Raw genomic sequence first — 17905 nt, forward strand, 5'->3', positions numbered from 1 at the left:
AATCGGTGACGGTCGGCCGGTCGAAGCCGGTTACCCGGGCGGGACGACCCCGGGGGCCGGGCGGATCACGCCGCCTGCTCGCCCGCCTGTAGGTGCCACAGCGCGGCGTAGAGGCCGTCGCGGGCGAGGAGTTCGGCGTGGGTGCCCTGTTCGGCGACCAGGCCGCCCTTGTCGAGGACGTGGATCCGGTCGGCGTTGCGGATCGTCGAGAGACGGTGGGCGATGATGATCAGGGTGCGGTTCTCGGCGAAGGTGCGCAGGGTGCGCTGGATGGCGGCCTCCGTCTCGTTGTCGACGGCGGAGGTGGCTTCGTCGAGGATGACGACGGGCGGGTCCTTGAGGATGGCCCGGGCAAGGGCCAGCCGTTGTCTCTGGCCGCCCGACAGGGCCGCGCCGCGCTCCCCGATCATCGTTTCGTAACCGCCCGGCAGGGCCTCGATGAAGGGGTGCGCCTCGGCCATGCGCGCGGCGTCGACCAGGTGCTCGTCGGTGGCGTCGAAGCTGCCGTAGCGGATGTTGTCGGCGATGGTGCCGTCGAAGAGGAAGGGGTCCTGGGCCACGAATCCGACGGCGCCTCGCAACCCCTGCCGGGACAGGTCGCGCACATCCCGGCCGTCGAGCAGGACCCGGCCGGAGTCGGTGTCCTGGAAACGCATGAGCAACTTGGCGATGGTCGTCTTGCCGGAGCCTGTGGGGCCGACGATGCCGGTGACGCGGCCCGGCGCGATGCGCAGGGAGAGGTCCCTGAGGACGGGCGGACGGCCGGGGTAGGCGAAGGTGACCCGGTCGAGGGTGACGGCGCCCTTGACGTCGTCGGCGTCCACGGGGTGTTCGGGGCCTACGGGTTCGGTGGGCAGAGCGTGCAGGCGCAGGACGCGCTCGTGGGCGGCGAGGGTGCGCTGGTACTGGTCGACGATGGAGCCGAGCCGGGTGAGCCGCAGCAGGACCTGCTGGGGCAGGCCGATGAGGGGGCTGAACACCTCGAACGGCAGGGTTCCGTCGAGGACGGAGCGGCCGCCGAGCAGGAGGGTGCCGGTCATGGAGGCGGTGGTGACGGCACGGATCGTCTCGGCGTGGCGGACGGTGGAGCGGTCCGTGCGGTGGGTGCTCTCGCGGCAGACCTCGCTGAGGTCGTCGACGCGCCGGGCCTCGTACTCCTCGGTGCAGAAGCTCTTGACGGTGGCGCCGGCCTCCAGGCTGTTCACCAACTGGCTGTGCAGTTGGGCCTTGTGCTCGCGGGAGAGGCTGTAGTCGGTGGCGACACGGTCGTGGTAGTGGAAGGACAGCCAGGCCACGATCGGCATCGGCAGGAAGGCGATCCAGGCGATCTCGGGGGCCAGCAGGAGGAAGGCGGGGACCAACACCAGGAAACTGGCGACGAGTTGGACGACGTCGCCTCCCGCGGTTGCGAAGAAGGCGCCGAGTTGGGTGACCTCGTCGGTGAGGACGCCGGCGATGCGGGTGGTGCGCTCGCCCTCCAGATGACGCAGTTCGAGCTTCTGTACCTGGGCGTAGGTGGCGCTGCGCCAGTCGTGCTCGACGGCCTGACCGAGTCGCCGCCATTCCACGCCCGCCGCGTAGGAGAGGCCGGCGACGGCGGCGCAGGCCACGGCGGCGGCGCCCGCGAGGAACCACAACTGGGCCGAGGCGCCGGTCAGTCCGAGGGCGAGGAGAGGTGCGGCCTCGCCCTTGATGAGGACGAGCGCGATCCAGCCGAGGAAGAGACCCAGCGCCACCTCGGTCAGCTGGCATGCGGCGGAGAGCCCGGAGGCGAGACAGAGCCGGGGTCTGTGCGGGCCGACGATGTGGAGCAGGGAGCGCAGGGAGGACTTCGGCCGGGGCGGTGACGCCTCGTCGGTGGTGGAGCCGGGCGGGTGCGTGCCGTCGGCTGCCGCGCGCACGGCCCGGCGTACGACGAGGACGGTGGCGGTGACGACGGCGCCGAGGACCGCGAGCGGTTTCCGCAGGAGCTTGCCGGGGCCGAGGGCGAGCGCGGCCACGGTCGCACCGCCTGCGAGGGTCAGGGCGGGAGCCGGGGGGCGCGTGGGGGCGGAGACGGGGGCCGGGGCGAGGCCCGGGCCGCCTTGGCTCGGCGGTGAGGCAGGTCGCTGTTGTCCGGTACGGGAAACAGCTGCCAGCGAATCACGGATGATTCTTCCGACCTCACCGGTTTCCAGGTGCGGATCGTGGAGGACGAGAACGCTTCCCGTGACCCCGCTGACCTTTGCCGCTCGCACGCCAGGATATTTTACGAGAACGCTTTCCAGGACTTTCGCGAAACGCGTCCGGCCGGCCATTTCGGCAATCTTCCAACGTTGCCGTCCCGGAATCGCCGAGCACATTCTCAGTGAGTATGTTTCCGCGTTCTCCCGGGCGGGCCCGTGTACGGTCGCAGCCCCCACCAGCAATGTCATGTTCAGCAGACCCCCGAGCTGTTTTTTCTTCGAGGCGTGGGCGTTCAGTGCGCCTTGCCGGTGGCGACGGCGGGCGTGCGCCCCTTGCCGGGCCCCTTGGGCTGGGCGTCGGCGGCAGGCGTTTCCTGAGTCACCGACCGCTCCTGCGTCTGCGGGTGCGCCTGCGGTTCCGGATGACCACTGCCCACCATCTGCGCCGCGACGACCTCGGCGGTGACCTCGGCGGCGAGGTCCTGCAGGCCCTCGCCGGCTTCTTGCGCGGCGCGCTTCACTTCGAGCACGAGGCCCACCGACGTTTTCACCAGTCCTCGCATCAGCGGCTTGACGACCCGCTTGGCCAGGGGTGCGGCGATGAGACCGATCAGAAACGGGGGAACTACGGGAGGCATGATTCGTACCCCTTCTTTTCGAGGGCGGAAACTCATTGCCCCCGGCATTTGCGAACCTGCATCAGCGTATCGGAGTCCCGAGGGCAGAAACCAAGCTGAGACCTGTCTCGTCACCCGGAAGAGTAATACAGCCCGGGGAAACGACCGGTTCAGGCCAGAACCCCGGCTCGATCCAGCGGGTTTGAGCCGGTCGGCGACGACGGAATGGGGCCGAGCCGACCACCTTTCCCCAGTAATTTCACGGAGCGTACGGGAAAGGTGGCCAGTGAATGCAGAGACGACACGGCGGTCCGCACAGACCCACTCCGGGCCGGCGGCACGGAGGTCGCCGCACTTCACCCCGGGCCCTGCAGCCACATCACGGCACGTCGAAACCATTGACGAGGACATGCTGGCCCCCTATCTTCTGGCCGAAGTTACGAACCATGTTCGAAATTGCGAACAGGTGGCTTCATGGACAAGGGACGGTCCTGTATGCCTCGGATGTACCGCCGCAGACCCCTGCTCGTCTGCGTGTTGGCGCTCCTCGTCGCCCTGGTGGCGGCGATCCAGCCGGTGTCCGCGGCCGACGGCCGCCCGTACACCAATCCGCTGAAGTCCGCCAAGGGCGCCGACCCCTGGCGGGAGTACTACGACGGCGACTACTACCTGATCACCACGACGTTCACGGGCGTCCTCGGCATGCGCAAGGCGCCGACCCTGGCGGGTCTCGCCACCGCGCCCACCGTGCAGGTGTGGTCGGACACCACGTCGACCCGCAACAACAACATCTGGGCACCGGAGATCCACCAGTTCAACGGCCACTGGTACCTGTACTACTCGGCGGGACAGGGCGGCACCGCCTGCTGCGACTCCCAGCGCACGCACGTCCTGGAGAGCGCCGGCACCGACCCGCTGGGCCCCTACACCTACAAGGGGTCCCTCACCGGTTCCAACCTCACCCCGGGCGGCTGGCTGATCGACGCAAGCGTCCTGCAGGCGAACGGGAAGCTGTACCTCGTCGGAAGCGGTTTCGTGAACGGCAGCACACAGAGTCTGGTCATCGCACCGATGAGCAACCCGTACACGCTGTCCAGCAGCACCTTCACGGTGATCTCCAGCCCCACGCTGAGCTGGGAGACCTCGGGTTCACCGGTGAACGAAGGCCCCGAGCCGCTGTACCACGACGGCCGCACCTTCCTCACCTACTCCGCGAGCTCCTGCCAGACCGCCGACTACAAGCTGGGACAGCTCGAGTTGACGGGCAGCGACCCGCTGAACCCGGCGTCCTGGACCAAGAAGCAGACGCCCGTCTTCCAGCGCAGTGACGCGAACGGCGTCTACGGTCCGGGCCACAACGGCTTCTTCACCTCGCCCGACGGCGCCGAGAACTGGATCGTCTACCACGCCAACTCGTCCGCGAGCGGCGGCTGCGGCAACGGCCGCACGACCCGCGCCCAGAAGTTCACCTGGAACGCCGACGGCACCCCGAACTTCGGCGCCCCGGTCGCGCTCGGCACGACGCTCCCCGGCCCGTCCGGCGAGACGGCGACGACTCCGACGTCGTACACCCTCGTCAACCGCAACAGCGGCAAGTGCCTGGACGTCGAAGGCAGTGCCACCGCCAACGGCACGAACATCTTCCAGTGGAGCTGCACCGGCGGGGCCAACCAGAAGTGGCGGATCGAGGATCAGGGCGACGACACCAGCCGGCTGGTGAACGTGGCCACCGGCGGGGTGATGGACACCGCCGACTGCTCCACCGCGGACGGCGCCGATCTTCGTCAGTGGTCGTGGCTGAACAACAAGTGCCAGCGTTTCCGGCTCGTCTTCACCGCGAGCGGCGACTACGTCCGGCTCGTCGGCGAGAACAGCGGCAAGGTCGCCGACGTCGCGAACTGCGGTACCGCGAACGGCACGGACGTACGGCAGTGGACCTGGCTGAACAACACCTGCCAGCAGTGGCGGCTCGTCCCGACCACCTGAGCCCCGCGCCCGCCCGCCGAAGACACCGGGACTCGACTTCCCCTCCCCTCTTCTCTCCGTTCCTCTCTGTCTCCGTTCCTCTCTGTCTCCCTTCCTCTCTGTCTCCCTTCCCCATCAGGAGAACTCCCTTGAGACGCAACGCCGTTCGGCTGTTCCTGGCCGGCCTCGTCGCCCTCGCGGCCGTCCTCACCGGCCTGGGCGCCCCCGCCCAGGCCGCCGTGCCCGACTCCCCCGCGGTGACGTACACCAACCCGATCGCCGAGAAGCGGGCCGACCCGCACATCTACAAGCACACCGACGGCTACTACTACTTCACCGCCACCGTTCCCGAGTACGACCGCATCGTGCTGCGTCGGGCGACGACCATCCAGGGCCTGTCGACGGCCCAGGAGGTCACCATCTGGACCAAGCACAGCAGCGGGGTCATGGGCGCCCACATCTGGGCGCCGGAGATCCACTTCATCGACGGCAAGTGGTACGTGTACTTCGCGGCCGGGTCCACCAGTGATGTGTGGGCGATCCGGATGTACGTCCTCGAGGGCTCCGGCGCCAACCCGCTCACCGCGGCCTGGACCGAGAAGGGCCAGATCAAGACGGCCTGGGAGAGCTTCTCGCTCGACTCCACGACCTTCGTCGTCAACGGTGTCCGCTACCTTGCCTGGGCTCAGCGCAACCCCTCCGAGGACAACAACACCAGCCTGTTCATCGCCAAGCTCGCCAACCCCTGGACGATCCAGGGCACTCCGGCGGAGATCTCACAGCCGACGCTCTCCTGGGAAACGGTCGGCTTCAAGGTCAACGAGGGGCCCGCGCTGATCCAGCACGGCGGAAAGGTCTTCCTGACCTACTCGGCGAGCGCGACCGACGCCAACTACTGCCTCGGCATGCTGACCGCCTCGGCGACGGCCGACCTGACCGATCCGGCAGCCTGGACCAAGGGATCGCAGCCCGTCTTCAAGACGAACGCCTCGACCTCGCAGTACGGGCCGGGCCACAACTCGTTCACGGTGTCCGAGGACGGAAAGTCCGACATCCTCGTTTACCACGACCGCAGCTACAAGGACATCACCGGCGATCCGCTGAACGACCCCAACCGCCGCACCCGCGTGCAGAAGGTGTACTGGAAGGCCGACGGCACGCCCGACTTCGGCATCCCGGTCGCCGACGGCGTCACCCCGCAACGGTTCTCCTCGTACAACTACGCGGACCGTTTCATCCGCCACTGGGAGTACCGGGCCCGCATCGAGGCGAACGTCAGCCCGCTCGCCGACTCGCAGTTCCGCGTGGTGACCGGTCTCGCGGGAACCGGCACGGTCTCGCTGGAGTCGGCCAACTTCCCCGGCTACTACCTGCGGCACAAGAACTTCGAGGTGTGGCTGGAGAAGACCGACGGCACGTCGACGTTCGCTTCCGACGCGAGTTTCTACCGGCGGGCCGGGCTCGCCGACTCCGCGGGGATCTCGTACGAGTCGTACAACTACGCCGGCCGTTACATCCGCCACTACGACTACCTGCTGTACGTGCAGACGCCGAGCACGGCGACGGACAAGGGGGACGCGACCTTCTACGCCCAGTGAGGGTCTGAGAGAGCACGACGCCGAGACTATGCATGGGGTGTATACCCTTTATGTATAGTCTCGGCATGCGTTTTCTGACCAGGAAGATGAAGAACACGGGGGCCTGGTTGCGTCCCGTCGCCCTCTCGGCGGCCGCCGCCTCGCTGGCGGTGACCCTGACCGGCTGCGGGAGCCTCGACACCACCGCCCCGAGCGCCGCCCGGGCCCACCCCGCGGCCACCACCCAGGCCGCCGCCCCGCGGTTCGGCGCCGTGGACTGCCGTGAGGTGAAGTGCATAGCGCTCACCTTCGACGCGGGCCCCAGCGAGAACTCCGCGCGGCTGCTGGACATCCTGAAGGAGAAACAGGTCCCGGCGACCTTCTTCCTGCTGGGCCAGGGGCACATCGAGAAGTACCCGGAGCTGGTGAGACGCATGGCCGACGAGGGCCACGAGGTCGCCAGTCACACCTGGGACCACAAGATCCTCACGCAGATCGAGCCGGACGAGATACGTGCGGAACTCCAGCGCCCCAACGACGCGATAGAGCGCCTCATCGGCCGCCGGCCCACCCTGATGCGCCCGCCTCAGGGCCGCACGAACGAGACGGTGCACGAGATCTCCCGCGAGCTGGGCCTCGCCGAGGTGCTGTGGTCGGTGACCGCCAAGGACTACACGACGACCGACTCCGCGCTGATCCAGCGCCGGGTCCTCGCGCAGGCCGACCGGGACGGCATCATCCTGTTGCACGACATCTACGACGGGACCGTACCGGCCGTGCCGGGGATCATCGACGCGCTGAAAGAGCGCGGATACGTTTTCGTGACGGTTCCTCAGTTGCTGGCGCCCGGGGCGGCGCAGCCGGGGCGGGTCTACCGCTGACCTGTGAGCCGGAGGGTAATCCTCCGCCGGGCGGTTCTGACTCCCTACGATCTCTGCGTGGTCATTTTCCAGCTAGAACGCACGGCACCGCTTTCCCTGGACGACGCCTGGCGTCGGCTGACCGAGTGGTCCCGGCACGGCGATGTCGTACCGCTCACCCGCGTTGCCGTGCTCACTCCCGCGCCGACCCGTGAGGGCACGGTCTTCGTGGCGCGAACGGGTTTCGGCCCGTTCGCCTTCGCCGACCGGATGGAGGTGACGGTGTGGCAGCCGCCGACGTACGACGAGCCGGGCCGGTGCCGGCTGGAGAAGCGGGGCCGGGTCGTCCTGGGCTGGGCCGAGATCGAGGTACGGCCGGGACCGGGCGGGCGGACCCGCGTGGTCTGGCGCGAGGAGCTGCGGGTGCGGCTTCTGCCGTCTTTCCTCGATCCGCTCCTCGGGGCCACGGCCCGCACCGTGTTCGGCCGGGCGGTCAACCGGCTGCTCCGCAGACCGTGACTGTTCGGGGCCGTATGCCCCAGGTCGGGGTGGGCGCATGACACCGGGGGCGGCGCGCTGGTCCGACGTCGAGCACCGGGTCACTCCGAGCGGCCTCGCACCGCAGAGCGGGTGGGCGATGGACAACGCCCGCATCGCGCGCGAACTGCGCGAGACGGCGGCTCAGGCCGCCGAGCCGATCCGCCGAGCGGGCGCCGACGTCACGTCGTGATGGATCGGCGTGTGCGCGCCGGTGAGCGACACCCCGCTGCCGCCCCGCCGGTCGGCGACGATTTCCGCGGCGATCGACAGCGCCGTCTCCTCGGGCGTACGGGCGCCCAGGTCGAGGCCGATGGGTGAGCGCAGGCGCGCCAACTCCAGGTCGGTGACGCCTACTTGGCGCAGCCGGTCGTTGCGGTCGAGGTGGGTGCGACGGGAGCCCAGCGCGCCGACGTAGGCGACCGGGAGGCGCAACGCCAGCTGGAGCAGGGGGACGTCGAACTTGGCGTCGTGCGTGAGGACGCACAGCACGGTCCGCGCATCCACGTCGGTGCGTTCCAGGTACCGGTGCGGCCACTCGACGACGATCTCGTCGGCCTCCGGGAAACGGGTTTGCGTCGCGAAGACGGGTCGCGCGTCGCACACCGTCACGTGGTAGTTCAGGAACTTGCCGACCCGGACCAGCGCCGACGCGAAGTCGATGGCGCCGAACACGATCATCCGGGGCGCGGGAACGGACGACTCGACGAGGACGGTGAGCGGGGCCCCGCAGCGGGAGCCCTGCTCGCCGATTTCCAGGGTGCCGGTGCGCCCGGCGTCGAGGAAGGCGGCGGCCTCGGCTGCGACCGTGCGGTCCAGCTCGGGATGGGCGCCGAAGCCACCGCCGTAGGAACCGCTGGAAGAACCACTGTAGGAACCGCTGTCGTACGAGCCGTTGTCGTCGTCTTCGCCGGTGCGGACGAGCAGTGCTCGGCCGACCAGGTCCGGCGGGCCGCTCACGATCCGTGCCAGCGCGGCCGCCCGGCCGGAGGCGGCCGCCTGGAGGGCGGCCTTGATCACCGGGCGGACGGGGTCGTCGGCCCGCACCGGGGTGACGAGGATGTCGATGATCCCGCCGCAGGTGAGCCCGACGGCGAAGGCGTCGTCGTCGCTGTAACCGAAGCGTTCGAGGACCGACTCTCCGTCCTGAAGGGCCTGCCGGCACAGCTCGTAGACCGCGCCCTCCACGCAGCCGCCGGAGACCGAGCCGATCGCCGTGCCGTCGGCGTCCACCGCAAGGGCGGCGCCCGGCTGGCGGGGCGCGCTGCCGCCGACGGCCACCACGGTGGCGACGGCGAAGTCACGGCCCTGCTCGACCCACCGGTTCAACTCCTCGGCGATGTCCAGCATCTCTGGGTCTCCTTAACTGCGGTTGCGTGGAGGGGCGTTGCTCGTCCAGCGGAGCGGCTAGTGCACGCCCAGCCAGCTCTCGATCGGGTGGAGGGCGAAGTACCCGAGGAAAATCACCGTCAGGCCCCACATGAAGGCCCCGATCTCCCGCGCCCTGCCCTGCGCGGCCTTGATGGCGACGTAGGAGATGACGCCCGCGGCGACACCGGTGGTGATGGTGTACGTGAACGGCATCAGGACGACGGTCAGAAACACCGGGACAGCGGTTGCCCGGTCGGCCCAGTCGACGTGGCGGGCGTTCATCAGCATCATCGCGCCGATGACGACCAGAGCGGCGGAGGCGACCTCCTGCGGGACGATCGCGGTGAGCGGGGTGAAGAACAGACAGGCCGCGAAGAAGGTCCCGGTGACGACCGAGGCGAGGCCGGTACGGGCGCCCTCGCCCACGCCCGTCGCCGACTCGATGAACACGGTCTGGCCGGAGCCGCCCGCCACACCGCCGATCGCTCCGCCGGCGCCGTCGATGAACAGGGCCTTGGACAGGCCCGGCATCCGGCCCTTGTCGTCGGCGAGCCCCGCCTCGGCGCCGACGCCGATGATGGTGGCCATCGCGTCGAAGAACCCGGCGAGGACGAGCGTGAAGACGATCAAGCCGACGGTCATCGCGCCGACCTCGCCCCAGCCGCCGAACTCCACGTCCCCGAAGAGCGAGAAGTCGGGCATCGAGACGGCGCTGCCGTGCAGTTCGGGGGCGCCGCCCGCCCACTGCTTCGGGTCCACGACCCCGGCGGCGTTGAGGATCGCGGCGACGACCGTGCCGCCGACGATGCCGATGAGGATGGCGCCGGGGATGTTCCGGGCCTGCAGCATGAAGATCAGCAGCAGGGTGCCGGCGAACAACAGGACGGGCCAGCCCGCGAGTTCGCCCGCCGGGCCGAGGGTGACCGGGGTCGCCTTGCCCTGGTGCACGAAGCCGGACTTGTAGAAACCGATGAGCGCGATGAACAGGCCGATGCCCATGGTGATGCCGTGTTTGAGCGCGAGCGGGATCGCGTTCATGATCATCTCGCGCAGGCCGGTGACGACCAGCAGCATGATGACGACGCCGTACATCACGCACATGCCCATCGCCTGCGGCCAGGTCATCTGGGGGGCGACCTGGGAGGACAGGACGCCGGAGACGGACAGTCCGGCGGCTAGCGCGAGCGGCGCCTTGCCGAAGAAGCCCATCAGCAGCGTGGTGAAAGCCGCTGCGAAAGCGGTTGCGGTAATGAGCGCCTGCCGGCCGAGGGTGTCTCCGGCCGCGTCCTTGCCGGACAGGATCAGGGGGTTGAGGAGGAGGATGTACGCCATCGCCATGAAGGTGGTGACGCCGCCGCGCACTTCGCGCGCGACCGTGGATCCCCGCCCGGATATGTGGAAGTACCGGTCGAGCCAGGACCGTCCGGCCGGGACGCGGGCGCCTTCGCCCGCGTCGTCGGCTGTGGTCCTGGGCTCCAGTGACTGCTGGGTCATGGGGCCATCTCCCAAGGTTCAAAGGGACACCCGGGTGCTGCCGTCGGCGAGCCCGCGGGTTTTGGGAATGGACGACCCGGGGGACGGCCCGAGACGAACGGTCAGGGGTCCGGGGGGACGAGGTCCCCCCGGAGGTCAGCTGCTCAGACCCCGTGGGGTCACGTTCCGGTGAGGTGTTCCGGACGTACCGGTGTGCGGTTGAGCTCCAGCCCGGTCGCGTCGCGGATCGCCGCGAGGACGGCCGGGGTCGAGGACAGGGTGGGCGCCTCGCCGACGCCACGGAGCCCGTAGGGGGCGTGGTCGTCGGCGAGTTCGAGCACGTCGACGGGGATGGTCGGCGTGTCGAGAATCGTGGGGATCAGGTAGTCCGTGAAGGACGGGTTCCTGACCTTCGCCGTCTTCGGGTCGACGATGATCTCCTCCATGACCGCGACGCCCAGCCCCTGGGTCGTGCCGCCCTGGATCTGGCCGATCACGGACAGCGGATTCAGCGCTTTTCCGACGTCCTGCGCGCAGGCCAGCTCGATGACCTTGACCAGGCCGAGCTCGGTGTCGACCTCGACGACGGCGCGGTGCGCGGCGAAGGAGTACTGGACGTGTCCGAAGCCCTGCCCGGTGCGCAGGTCGAAGGGCTCGGTCGGCCGGTGCCGCCACTCCGCCTCGACCTCGACGGCCTCCTCCTCCAGCACGTCGACCAGGTCGGCGAGGACCTCACCGCCGTCGGTGACGACCTTGCCGCCCTCCAGGAGCAGTTCGGCGGTGGCCCAGGCCGGGTGGTACGAGCCGAACTTGCGGCGCCCTAGCTCCAGGACCTTCTCCCGGACGAGCTCGCAGGAGTTCTTGATCGCGCCGCCGGTGACATACGTCTGCCGGGAGGCCGACGTCGAGCCGGCGCTGCCCACCTGGGTGTCCGCCGGGTGGACGGTCACCTGCGCGACGCCCAGCTCGGTGCGGGCGATCTGCGCGTGGACGGTGACACCGCCCTGGCCGACCTCCGCCATCGCGGTGTGCACGGTCGCGACGGGTTCGCCGGCGACGACCTCCATGCGGACCTTGGCGGTCGAGTAGTCGTCGAAGCCCTCGGAGAAGCCGACGTTCTTGATGCCGACGGCGTAACCGATGCCGCGAACGACGCCCTCGCCGTGCGTGGTGTTGGACAGACCGCCGGGCAGCTGCCGTACGTCCGCCCCCTCGCTGCTCTCCCACTGTCGCTCCGGCGGCAGCGGCATCGCCTTGACGCGGCGCAGGAGTTCGGCGACCGGCGCCGGGGAGTCGACCGCCTGCCCGGTCGGCAGCAGGCTGCCCTGCTCCATCGCGTTGAGCCGGCGGAACTCGACCGGGTCCATGCCGAGTTCCCTCGCCAGCTTGTCCATCTGCGCCTCGTAGGCGAAGCACGCCTGGACCGCGCCGAAGCCGCGCATCGCGCCGCAGGGCGGGTTGTTGGTGTAGAGGGCGATGGCCTCGATGTCGACGTCGTCGACGACGTAGGGGCCGATGCCGAGCGAGGCGGCGTTTCCTACGACGGCGGGGCTGGCGGAGGCGTATGCGCCGCCGTCCAGGACGATCCGGCACTTCACGTGGGTCAGCTTGCCCTCGCGGGTGGCCCCGTGCTCGTAGTACAGCTTGGCCGGGTGACGGTGGACGTGGCCGAAGAAGGACTCGAAACGGTTGTAAACGATTTTGACGGGTTTTCCGGTGCGCAGGGCCAGCAGGCAGGCGTGGATCTGCATGGACAGGTCCTCGCGGCCGCCGAACGCGCCGCCGACGCCGGCCAGCGTCATCCGCACCCTGCTCTCGGGCAGGCCGAGCACGGGTGCGATCTGGCGCAGGTCGGAGTGGAGCCACTGGGTGGCGATGTAGAGGTGGACGCCGCCGTCCTCCTCCGGGACGGCGAGGCCGGACTCCGGGCCGAGGAAGGCCTGGTCCTGCATGCCGAAGGTGTACTCGCCCTTGACGATCACATCGGCGCGCCCGGCCGCCTCGGTCGCGTCCCCGCGGATGATCGGCTGGCGGTGGACGATGTTCGGGTGCGGGACGTGACCGATGACGGGGGTCCCCCCGGTCGAACCAAGCTGAGACTGGGGGAGGTCGTCGCGGTTCTCATGGACGAGGATCGCGTCCGGGGCGGTGGCGGAGGCCTCGTCCGTGATGACCGGCAGTTCCCGGTACTCCACCTTGATCTTGGCGGCGGCGCGGCGGGCCGTCTCCGGGTGGTCGGCGGCGACGATCGCGACCGGTTCGCCGTGGTGGCGCACCTTGCCGTGGGCCAGGACCGGGGTGTCCTGGATCTCCAGGCCGTAGTTCTTCACGTGGGTCGGCAGGTCGTCGTACGTCATCACGGCGTAGACGCCCGGGGTCGCGAGTGCCTCGGACGTGTCGATGGAGACGATCTCGGCGTGGGCGACCGGGGAGCGCAGGATCTGACCCCAGAGCATGTCCTCGTGCCACATGTCGGAGGAGTAGGCGAACTCTCCGGTGACCTTGAGGGTGCCGTCGGGGCGGAGCGTGGACTCGCCGATGCCGCCCTTGGTCCGGGACCCCTGGGTGATCTTGGCGGGAGCGCCGATGGGGACGCCGCCCGCCCGAGCGAATCCGTGAGTGCGGGAGGTCATGGGATCAGACCGCCTCTCCCTGCCGGGCGGCCGCCAGGCGGACCGCGTCCATGATCTTCTCGTAACCGGTGCAGCGGCACAGGTTGCCGGAGAGCGCCTCGCGGATGTCCGCGTCGGTCGGGTTCGGGTTGCGTTCCAGCATCTCGTCGGCGGCGACCAGCAGGCCCGGGGTGCAGAAGCCGCACTGGACGGCGCCGGCGTCGATGAACGCCTGCTGGATCGGGGCGAGGTCGGAGCCCTCGCCGGTCTGGGAGTCGTGGCCCTTGGGCTGCCAGCCCTTGGCCTCGTCGAGCGAGGTCCCCGAGACGCCCGACGCGCCCGAGTCGACCGGCCCGCCCGACGTACCGCAGGAACCGGTTCCACAACCGCCGTGTTCGGCGCGCTGCTTGGCGTACTCGGCGAGCCCCTCGACGGTGACCACGTCACGCCCCTCCGCCTGACCTGCGGCGACCAGGCAGGAACAGACCGGGACGCCGTCCAGCCGGACCGTGCACGATCCGCACTCGCCCTGCTCGCAGGCGTTCTTGGAGCCGGGAAGGCCGAGCCGCTCCCGCAACACGTACAGCAGGCTCTCGCCCTCCCACACGTCGTCGGCTTCCTGCGGACGTCCGTTGACAGTGAAGTTGACGCGCATCACGCAGCTCCCTCAGTGGTGCGGCGGGCGCCGCGGTACGACTCCCAGGCCCAGGTCAGTGTGCGGCGGGCCATGACGCCCACCGCGTGACGGCGGTAACCGGCCGTTCCCCGGACGTCGTCGATCGGGTTGCAGGCGGCGGCGCACAGGTCCGCGAACTGCTTGGCGACCGACGGGGCGATGATGTTCCCGTTGTCCCAGAAGCCGCCTTCGTCGAGCGCCGCGTTGAGGAAGTCCTCCGCGGTTTCGGCCCGCACGGGAGTGGGCGCGGCCGAACCGATGCCGGTGCGGACGGTCCGGGTCTCGGGGTGCAACGCCAGGCCGAAGGCGCACACGGCGATGACCATGGCGTTGCGGGTGCCCACCTTGGAGTACTGCTGCGGTCCGTCGGCCTTCTTGATGTGGACGGCGCGGATCAGCTCGTCGGGGGCGAGGGCGTTGCGCTTGACGCCGGTGTAGAACGCGTCGATCGGGATCCGCCGCGATCCGCGCACCGACTCGGCCTCGACCTCGGCGCCGGCGGCCAGCAGGGCGGGGTGGGCGTCGCCGGCCGGGGAGGCGGTGCCGAGGTTGCCGCCGACGCCTCCGCGGTTGCGGATCTGCGGGGAGGCCACGGTGTGCGAGGCGAGGGCGAGGCCCGGCAGCTCGGCGCGCAGACTCTCCATGATCCGGGTGTACGGGACGGAGGCGCCCAGCCGCACGCTCTTCTCGCCGACCTCCCACTCGTAGAGGTCACCGACACGGTTGAGGTCGAGCAGGTACTCGGGCCTCCGGTGGTCGAAGTTGATCTCGACCATCACATCGGTGCCACCCGCAATAGGCACAGCGGTGGGGTGCTCTGCCTTGGCGGCGAGCGCCTCCTCCCAGCTGGCGGGGCGAAGGAAGTCCATGACCGGCTCTCTTCTTCGTCTCGTGCGTCTCGGAGTCGTGTCGGCTGCCGGTCGCGACCGACGGCCGAATCGATCGAGCCAGAATCGGGTGCGGCGGGCCCGGCTCGTTCATGTGCTGTTCACGTGGAGTGAGGCCAGTACACAGCGCCTTGCTCCAACCCGGTCAGTCACGGAAACCATGAAGGAGTTGGCTGGTCGACCGGGGCATCTTGTAGATTCGTATGAACGGAGGCCATCAGTAACCTCCTCGTTTTCCTGTGGAAACGTAGGAAACGGCCTGGCAATCAAAGAATGCGGTGCGTGACTGTCCGCCGCAGCGGCCCGGCCCCGGAGGGCGGGACCGGCGGCGGGTGCCTTCCCGCCACATCCTTCAAGATTCATCGTAGATTTCGAGACACAGAACGGCGGCGACGAGATGCGGCTGCGCGCCCTGCTGGACACCGATGCGCTGGGCCTCAGGCTCCTCGGCGGCGAGGACGAGCTGGACCGCGCGGTGCGGGGTGTCATGACCACCGACCTGCGGGACCCCAGCCGCTACCTCTCCGGCGGTGAGCTGGTGCTGACAGGCCTGGCGTGGCGCCGGGACGCGGCGGACTCCGAGCCGTTCGTGCGGCTCCTGGTGCAGGCCCAGGTGGCCGCGCTCGCGGCCGGTGAGGCGGAGCTGGGGGACGTCCCGGAGGACCTGGTCGTGGCCTGTGCCCGACACCGTCTCCCGCTGTTCGCGGTGCACGAGTCGGTGGCCTTCGCGACGATCACCGAGCACGTGGTGCGGCAGGTGTCCGGCGAACGCGCGGGGGATCTCGCGGCCGTCGTGGACCGGCACCGCCGGATGATGACCTCGGGTCCGGCGGGCGGCGGCCCGGACGTGGTCCTGGACCTGCTCGGCTCGGACCTGGACCTGCGCGCCTGGGTCCTGTCCCCCACCGGCCGGCTGATCGCGGGCCCGAAGACAGCGGGCCCCGGCCTGCCGGCCGAGGTGTGCGCGCAGCTCGCGGCGGAGCATCTGGCGGCCGTCCGCACGGGCCGGCCCGGACCGCACCGGGTGCTGGTCGGCCAGGCGACGTACTCGCTGTTCCCGATCCGCAGCGGCGGCCGCGCCCCGCAGACCGCCCAGACCCCGAGGGCGGGCCGGGACGTGCGCGAGAGCGTGCTGTCGGACTGGCTGCTGGCCGTCGAGGCCGACGCCGGGGACTGGGCGGACGAGCGCCTCGACCTGTTGCAGGGCGTCACCCAGCTGATCGCGGTGGAGCGGGACCGCCGGGACGCCGCGCGCACGGTGCGCAGGCGTCTGGCGCAGGAGGTGCTGGAGCTGGTCCAGACGGGCGCGGCCCCCGCGGAGATCGCGGCCCGGCTGCGGGTGGCCGCGCCTGTGCTGCTGCCGGGCCTGGGGGCCGCGCCGCACTGGCAGGTGGTCGTGGCGCGCGTCGAGTGGGAGGACGGCGGCCTGGAGGCCGGCCCGGTCGCGCAGTCGCTCCTGGAGGAGATCCTGGTTGACCCGCTCGCCACCGGCCCGGAGCCCTCCGACCGCATCGCCGTCGCCCACACCGGTGACGAGGCCGTCGCTCTTGTGCCGCTGCCCGCGGTGTCGAGCGAGCACGACGGATCCGAGAGCGGCGTTCTCGCCGACGCGCTCCTGACGACCGTGCGGGAACCGCTTTCGTCGGGTCTCGACGGCGACGGCCGGCTCACGCTGGGCGTCAGCGCGGCCGTGCATTCGGCGGAGGGGCTGCGCGGGGCGCTGGAGGAGGCGCGGCACGCGCGACGGGTGGCCGCCGCCCGGCCGGGGCGGGTGTGCGCCGCCGGGCACCAGGAACTGGCCTCGCACGTGCTGCTGCTCCCGTTCGTCCCGGACGACGTCCGCAGAGCGTTCACCGCCCGTCTCCTGGACCCCTTGCGCGACTACGACCGACGCCACCGCGCCGAGCTGATCCCGACGCTGGAGGCGTTCCTCGACTGCGACGGTTCATGGACGCGTTGCGCCTCCCGCCTGCACCTGCATGTCAACACCTTGCGTTACCGGGTCGGACGAATCGAGCAGTTGACGAGTCGTGACCTGTCGCGCCTGGAGGACAAGCTGGACTTCTTCCTGGCCCTGCGCATGAGCTGACAACGGGCCGACAAGAAACAGCCACCTTCGGGGACAGGGAGTCCCACGACTTTGTGAAATCCTTCACCCGCCCCCTTGGCTCGGTGCCGCGATTCGTGCTGAGATGCGGCCACCACTCAAAGCTCGACGGCGCGCTCGGGGAGGGCAACGTGGCGTACACCGCCATGTCCGGTACCGGAACGACCTCAGGTGACGACCCCCTCCAGACGGCGGTATGGCGGCTGCGCTCGCGGGCCTGCTGGTCCGACGCGGCGGCTCTGATCCCGCCCGACACGGCGGAGGGCGCGATCCAGCGGGCCGCGCTGCTCGTGGAACGGTGCCTGTACACCGAACAGGGCTGGCAGGACGCCGAGGACGCACTGCGTACGGCGGAGGCGCTGGCCCACGACGACGAGGAGCGGGGCGCCGCCGCTTGTGAACGGGGGCACCTTGCCTACGCGGCCACGGTGCACGGGGTGCGCGACCGGGTGGACGAGGCGCGGGCCGCGCTCGGCCGGGCGGCGGCGCTGATCCCGCCGGACGCGGTGGGCCGGGCGCTGCTGGACTTCCGCCGGGGCCTGCTCGCGGAGAACATCGCCCGTTCCCCGCAGGCCGCGAGGGCCGCCTACCGCCGCGCCCACACGGCGGCCGCGGAGCACTCGGACTCGCTGCTGCTGTCCTTCACCTGGCGCCACCTCGCCGGACTCGCCCTGCGCGACGGCGAGATGGCGGAGGCCCGCCACGGCTTCGCCGAATCCCTGCGCATCCGGGAGGAGTTGGGCTACCTGGTGGGCACAGCACCCGCGCTCGCCTCACTGGCGGACGCGGAAACAGAGCCCGAGGCCTCCCGATTGCGCGAGGAGGCACGACGCCTGTTCCGACTCCTGGGCGGCGTACCCACCTGGCTGGCAAGACAACTGGCACCCCCGGCAGCAACGGCGTAGGGGCGACGGGGGCTCACGGGGGCGTGGGGCCGGCGGGGCCCGGGGAGGCCGGGGCCGGGAGGCCGGGGCCGGGAGGCCGGGGCCGGGAGGCCGGGGCCGGGAGGCCGGGGCCGGGAGGCCGGGGCCGGGAGGCCGGGGCCGGGAGGCCGGGGC

14 protein-coding genes are annotated in these 17905 nt (G+C 70.4%); 7 read left to right on the plus strand and 7 right to left on the minus strand.

What is annotated here, in order from left to right; all coding sequences use genetic code 11:
* Positions 1-65 precede the first annotated feature (65 nt).
* Together ACIBAF_RS24630 and ACIBAF_RS24635 are read right to left on the minus strand one after the other, a co-directional pair.
* Complete coding sequence (locus ACIBAF_RS24630) at positions 66-2000, minus strand: ABC transporter ATP-binding protein (protein ID WP_399465666.1); 1935 nt, start codon at positions 1998-2000, stop codon at positions 66-68.
* A gap of 458 nt (positions 2001-2458) precedes the next feature.
* Positions 2459-2803: a DUF5132 domain-containing protein gene (locus ACIBAF_RS24635; RefSeq protein ID WP_399465667.1), complete on the minus strand. Its 345-nt coding sequence runs from the start codon at positions 2801-2803 to the stop codon at positions 2459-2461.
* A 474-nt stretch (positions 2804-3277) separates the two neighbouring features.
* On the opposite strand from ACIBAF_RS24635, the gene ACIBAF_RS24640 reads away from it, so the two are divergent.
* The 5 genes from ACIBAF_RS24640 (at position 3278) to ACIBAF_RS24660 (ending at position 7914) form a co-directional block, all read left to right on the plus strand.
* On the plus strand, positions 3278-4768 hold the full coding sequence (locus tag ACIBAF_RS24640; protein WP_399465668.1) for a family 43 glycosylhydrolase: 1491 nt from the start codon (positions 3278-3280) through the stop codon (positions 4766-4768).
* A 128-nt stretch (positions 4769-4896) separates the two neighbouring features.
* Complete coding sequence (locus ACIBAF_RS24645) at positions 4897-6345, plus strand: family 43 glycosylhydrolase (RefSeq protein ID WP_399465669.1); 1449 nt, start codon at positions 4897-4899, stop codon at positions 6343-6345.
* Positions 6346-6410: 65 nt separating this feature from the next.
* Entirely contained in the window at positions 6411-7205 is a 795-nt protein-coding gene (locus ACIBAF_RS24650; protein WP_399465670.1) for a polysaccharide deacetylase family protein, read from the plus strand.
* A gap of 57 nt (positions 7206-7262) precedes the next feature.
* Positions 7263-7703, plus strand: a complete 441-nt coding sequence (locus tag ACIBAF_RS24655; protein WP_399465671.1) for an SRPBCC family protein — start codon at positions 7263-7265, stop codon at positions 7701-7703.
* A 37-nt stretch (positions 7704-7740) separates the two neighbouring features.
* Entirely contained in the window at positions 7741-7914 is a 174-nt protein-coding gene (locus ACIBAF_RS24660) for a hypothetical protein (protein WP_399465672.1), read from the plus strand.
* Here the strand turns inward: ACIBAF_RS24660 and ACIBAF_RS24665 are convergent.
* The 5 genes from ACIBAF_RS24665 to ACIBAF_RS24685 form a co-directional block, all read right to left on the minus strand.
* Positions 7866-9071: an XdhC family protein gene (locus tag ACIBAF_RS24665; protein ID WP_399465674.1), complete on the minus strand. Its 1206-nt coding sequence runs from the start codon at positions 9069-9071 to the stop codon at positions 7866-7868. The genes ACIBAF_RS24660 and ACIBAF_RS24665 overlap by 49 nt on opposite strands.
* A 57-nt stretch (positions 9072-9128) precedes the next feature.
* Positions 9129-10586 carry an NCS2 family permease gene (locus ACIBAF_RS24670; protein ID WP_399465675.1) on the minus strand — a complete coding sequence of 486 codons (1458 nt, stop codon included), beginning with the start codon at positions 10584-10586 and terminating at the stop codon, positions 9129-9131.
* Positions 10587-10744: 158 nt separating this feature from the next.
* Positions 10745-13198 carry a xanthine dehydrogenase family protein molybdopterin-binding subunit gene (locus ACIBAF_RS24675; RefSeq protein ID WP_399465677.1) on the minus strand — a complete coding sequence of 818 codons (2454 nt, stop codon included), beginning with the start codon at positions 13196-13198 and terminating at the stop codon, positions 10745-10747.
* A 4-nt stretch (positions 13199-13202) separates the two neighbouring features.
* Positions 13203-13832, minus strand: coding sequence for a (2Fe-2S)-binding protein (locus tag ACIBAF_RS24680; protein ID WP_399465679.1), 630 nt, complete (start codon positions 13830-13832; stop codon positions 13203-13205).
* Positions 13832-14722: an FAD binding domain-containing protein gene (locus ACIBAF_RS24685; RefSeq protein ID WP_399465681.1), complete on the minus strand. Its 891-nt coding sequence runs from the start codon at positions 14720-14722 to the stop codon at positions 13832-13834. Before ACIBAF_RS24685 ends, ACIBAF_RS24680 begins: the two co-directional genes overlap by 1 nt.
* 415 nt (positions 14723-15137) lie before the next feature.
* On the opposite strand from ACIBAF_RS24685, the gene ACIBAF_RS24690 reads away from it, so the two are divergent.
* Positions 15138-16829, plus strand: coding sequence for a PucR family transcriptional regulator (locus tag ACIBAF_RS24690; RefSeq protein ID WP_399465683.1), 1692 nt, complete (start codon positions 15138-15140; stop codon positions 16827-16829).
* Between the two features lie 149 nt (positions 16830-16978).
* Positions 16979-17752, plus strand: a complete 774-nt coding sequence (locus ACIBAF_RS24695; protein ID WP_399465685.1) for a hypothetical protein — start codon at positions 16979-16981, stop codon at positions 17750-17752.
* The last annotated feature ends 153 nt before the right edge of the window (positions 17753-17905 follow it).

Source organism: Streptomyces sp. NPDC051677 (genome assembly GCF_044453465.1).
Classification (GTDB): domain Bacteria; phylum Actinomycetota; class Actinomycetes; order Streptomycetales; family Streptomycetaceae; genus Streptomyces.

Coding starts and splice junctions, on each gene's coding strand:
- ACIBAF_RS24635 (WP_399465667.1), bottom strand. CDS start 2,803: ATGCCTCCCGTAGTTCCCCCGTTTCTGATCGGTCTCATCGCCGCACCC.
- ACIBAF_RS24640 (WP_399465668.1), top strand. CDS start 3,278: ATGCCTCGGATGTACCGCCGCAGACCCCTGCTCGTCTGCGTGTTGGCG.
- ACIBAF_RS24650 (WP_399465670.1), top strand. CDS start 6,411: ATGCGTTTTCTGACCAGGAAGATGAAGAACACGGGGGCCTGGTTGCGT.
- ACIBAF_RS24660 (WP_399465672.1), top strand. CDS start 7,741: ATGACACCGGGGGCGGCGCGCTGGTCCGACGTCGAGCACCGGGTCACT.
- ACIBAF_RS24665 (WP_399465674.1), bottom strand. CDS start 9,071: ATGCTGGACATCGCCGAGGAGTTGAACCGGTGGGTCGAGCAGGGCCGT.
- ACIBAF_RS24670 (WP_399465675.1), bottom strand. CDS start 10,586: ATGACCCAGCAGTCACTGGAGCCCAGGACCACAGCCGACGACGCGGGC.
- ACIBAF_RS24675 (WP_399465677.1), bottom strand. CDS start 13,198: ATGACCTCCCGCACTCACGGATTCGCTCGGGCGGGCGGCGTCCCCATC.
- ACIBAF_RS24680 (WP_399465679.1), bottom strand. CDS start 13,832: ATGCGCGTCAACTTCACTGTCAACGGACGTCCGCAGGAAGCCGACGAC.
- ACIBAF_RS24685 (WP_399465681.1), bottom strand. CDS start 14,722: ATGGACTTCCTTCGCCCCGCCAGCTGGGAGGAGGCGCTCGCCGCCAAG.
- ACIBAF_RS24690 (WP_399465683.1), top strand. CDS start 15,138: ATGCGGCTGCGCGCCCTGCTGGACACCGATGCGCTGGGCCTCAGGCTC.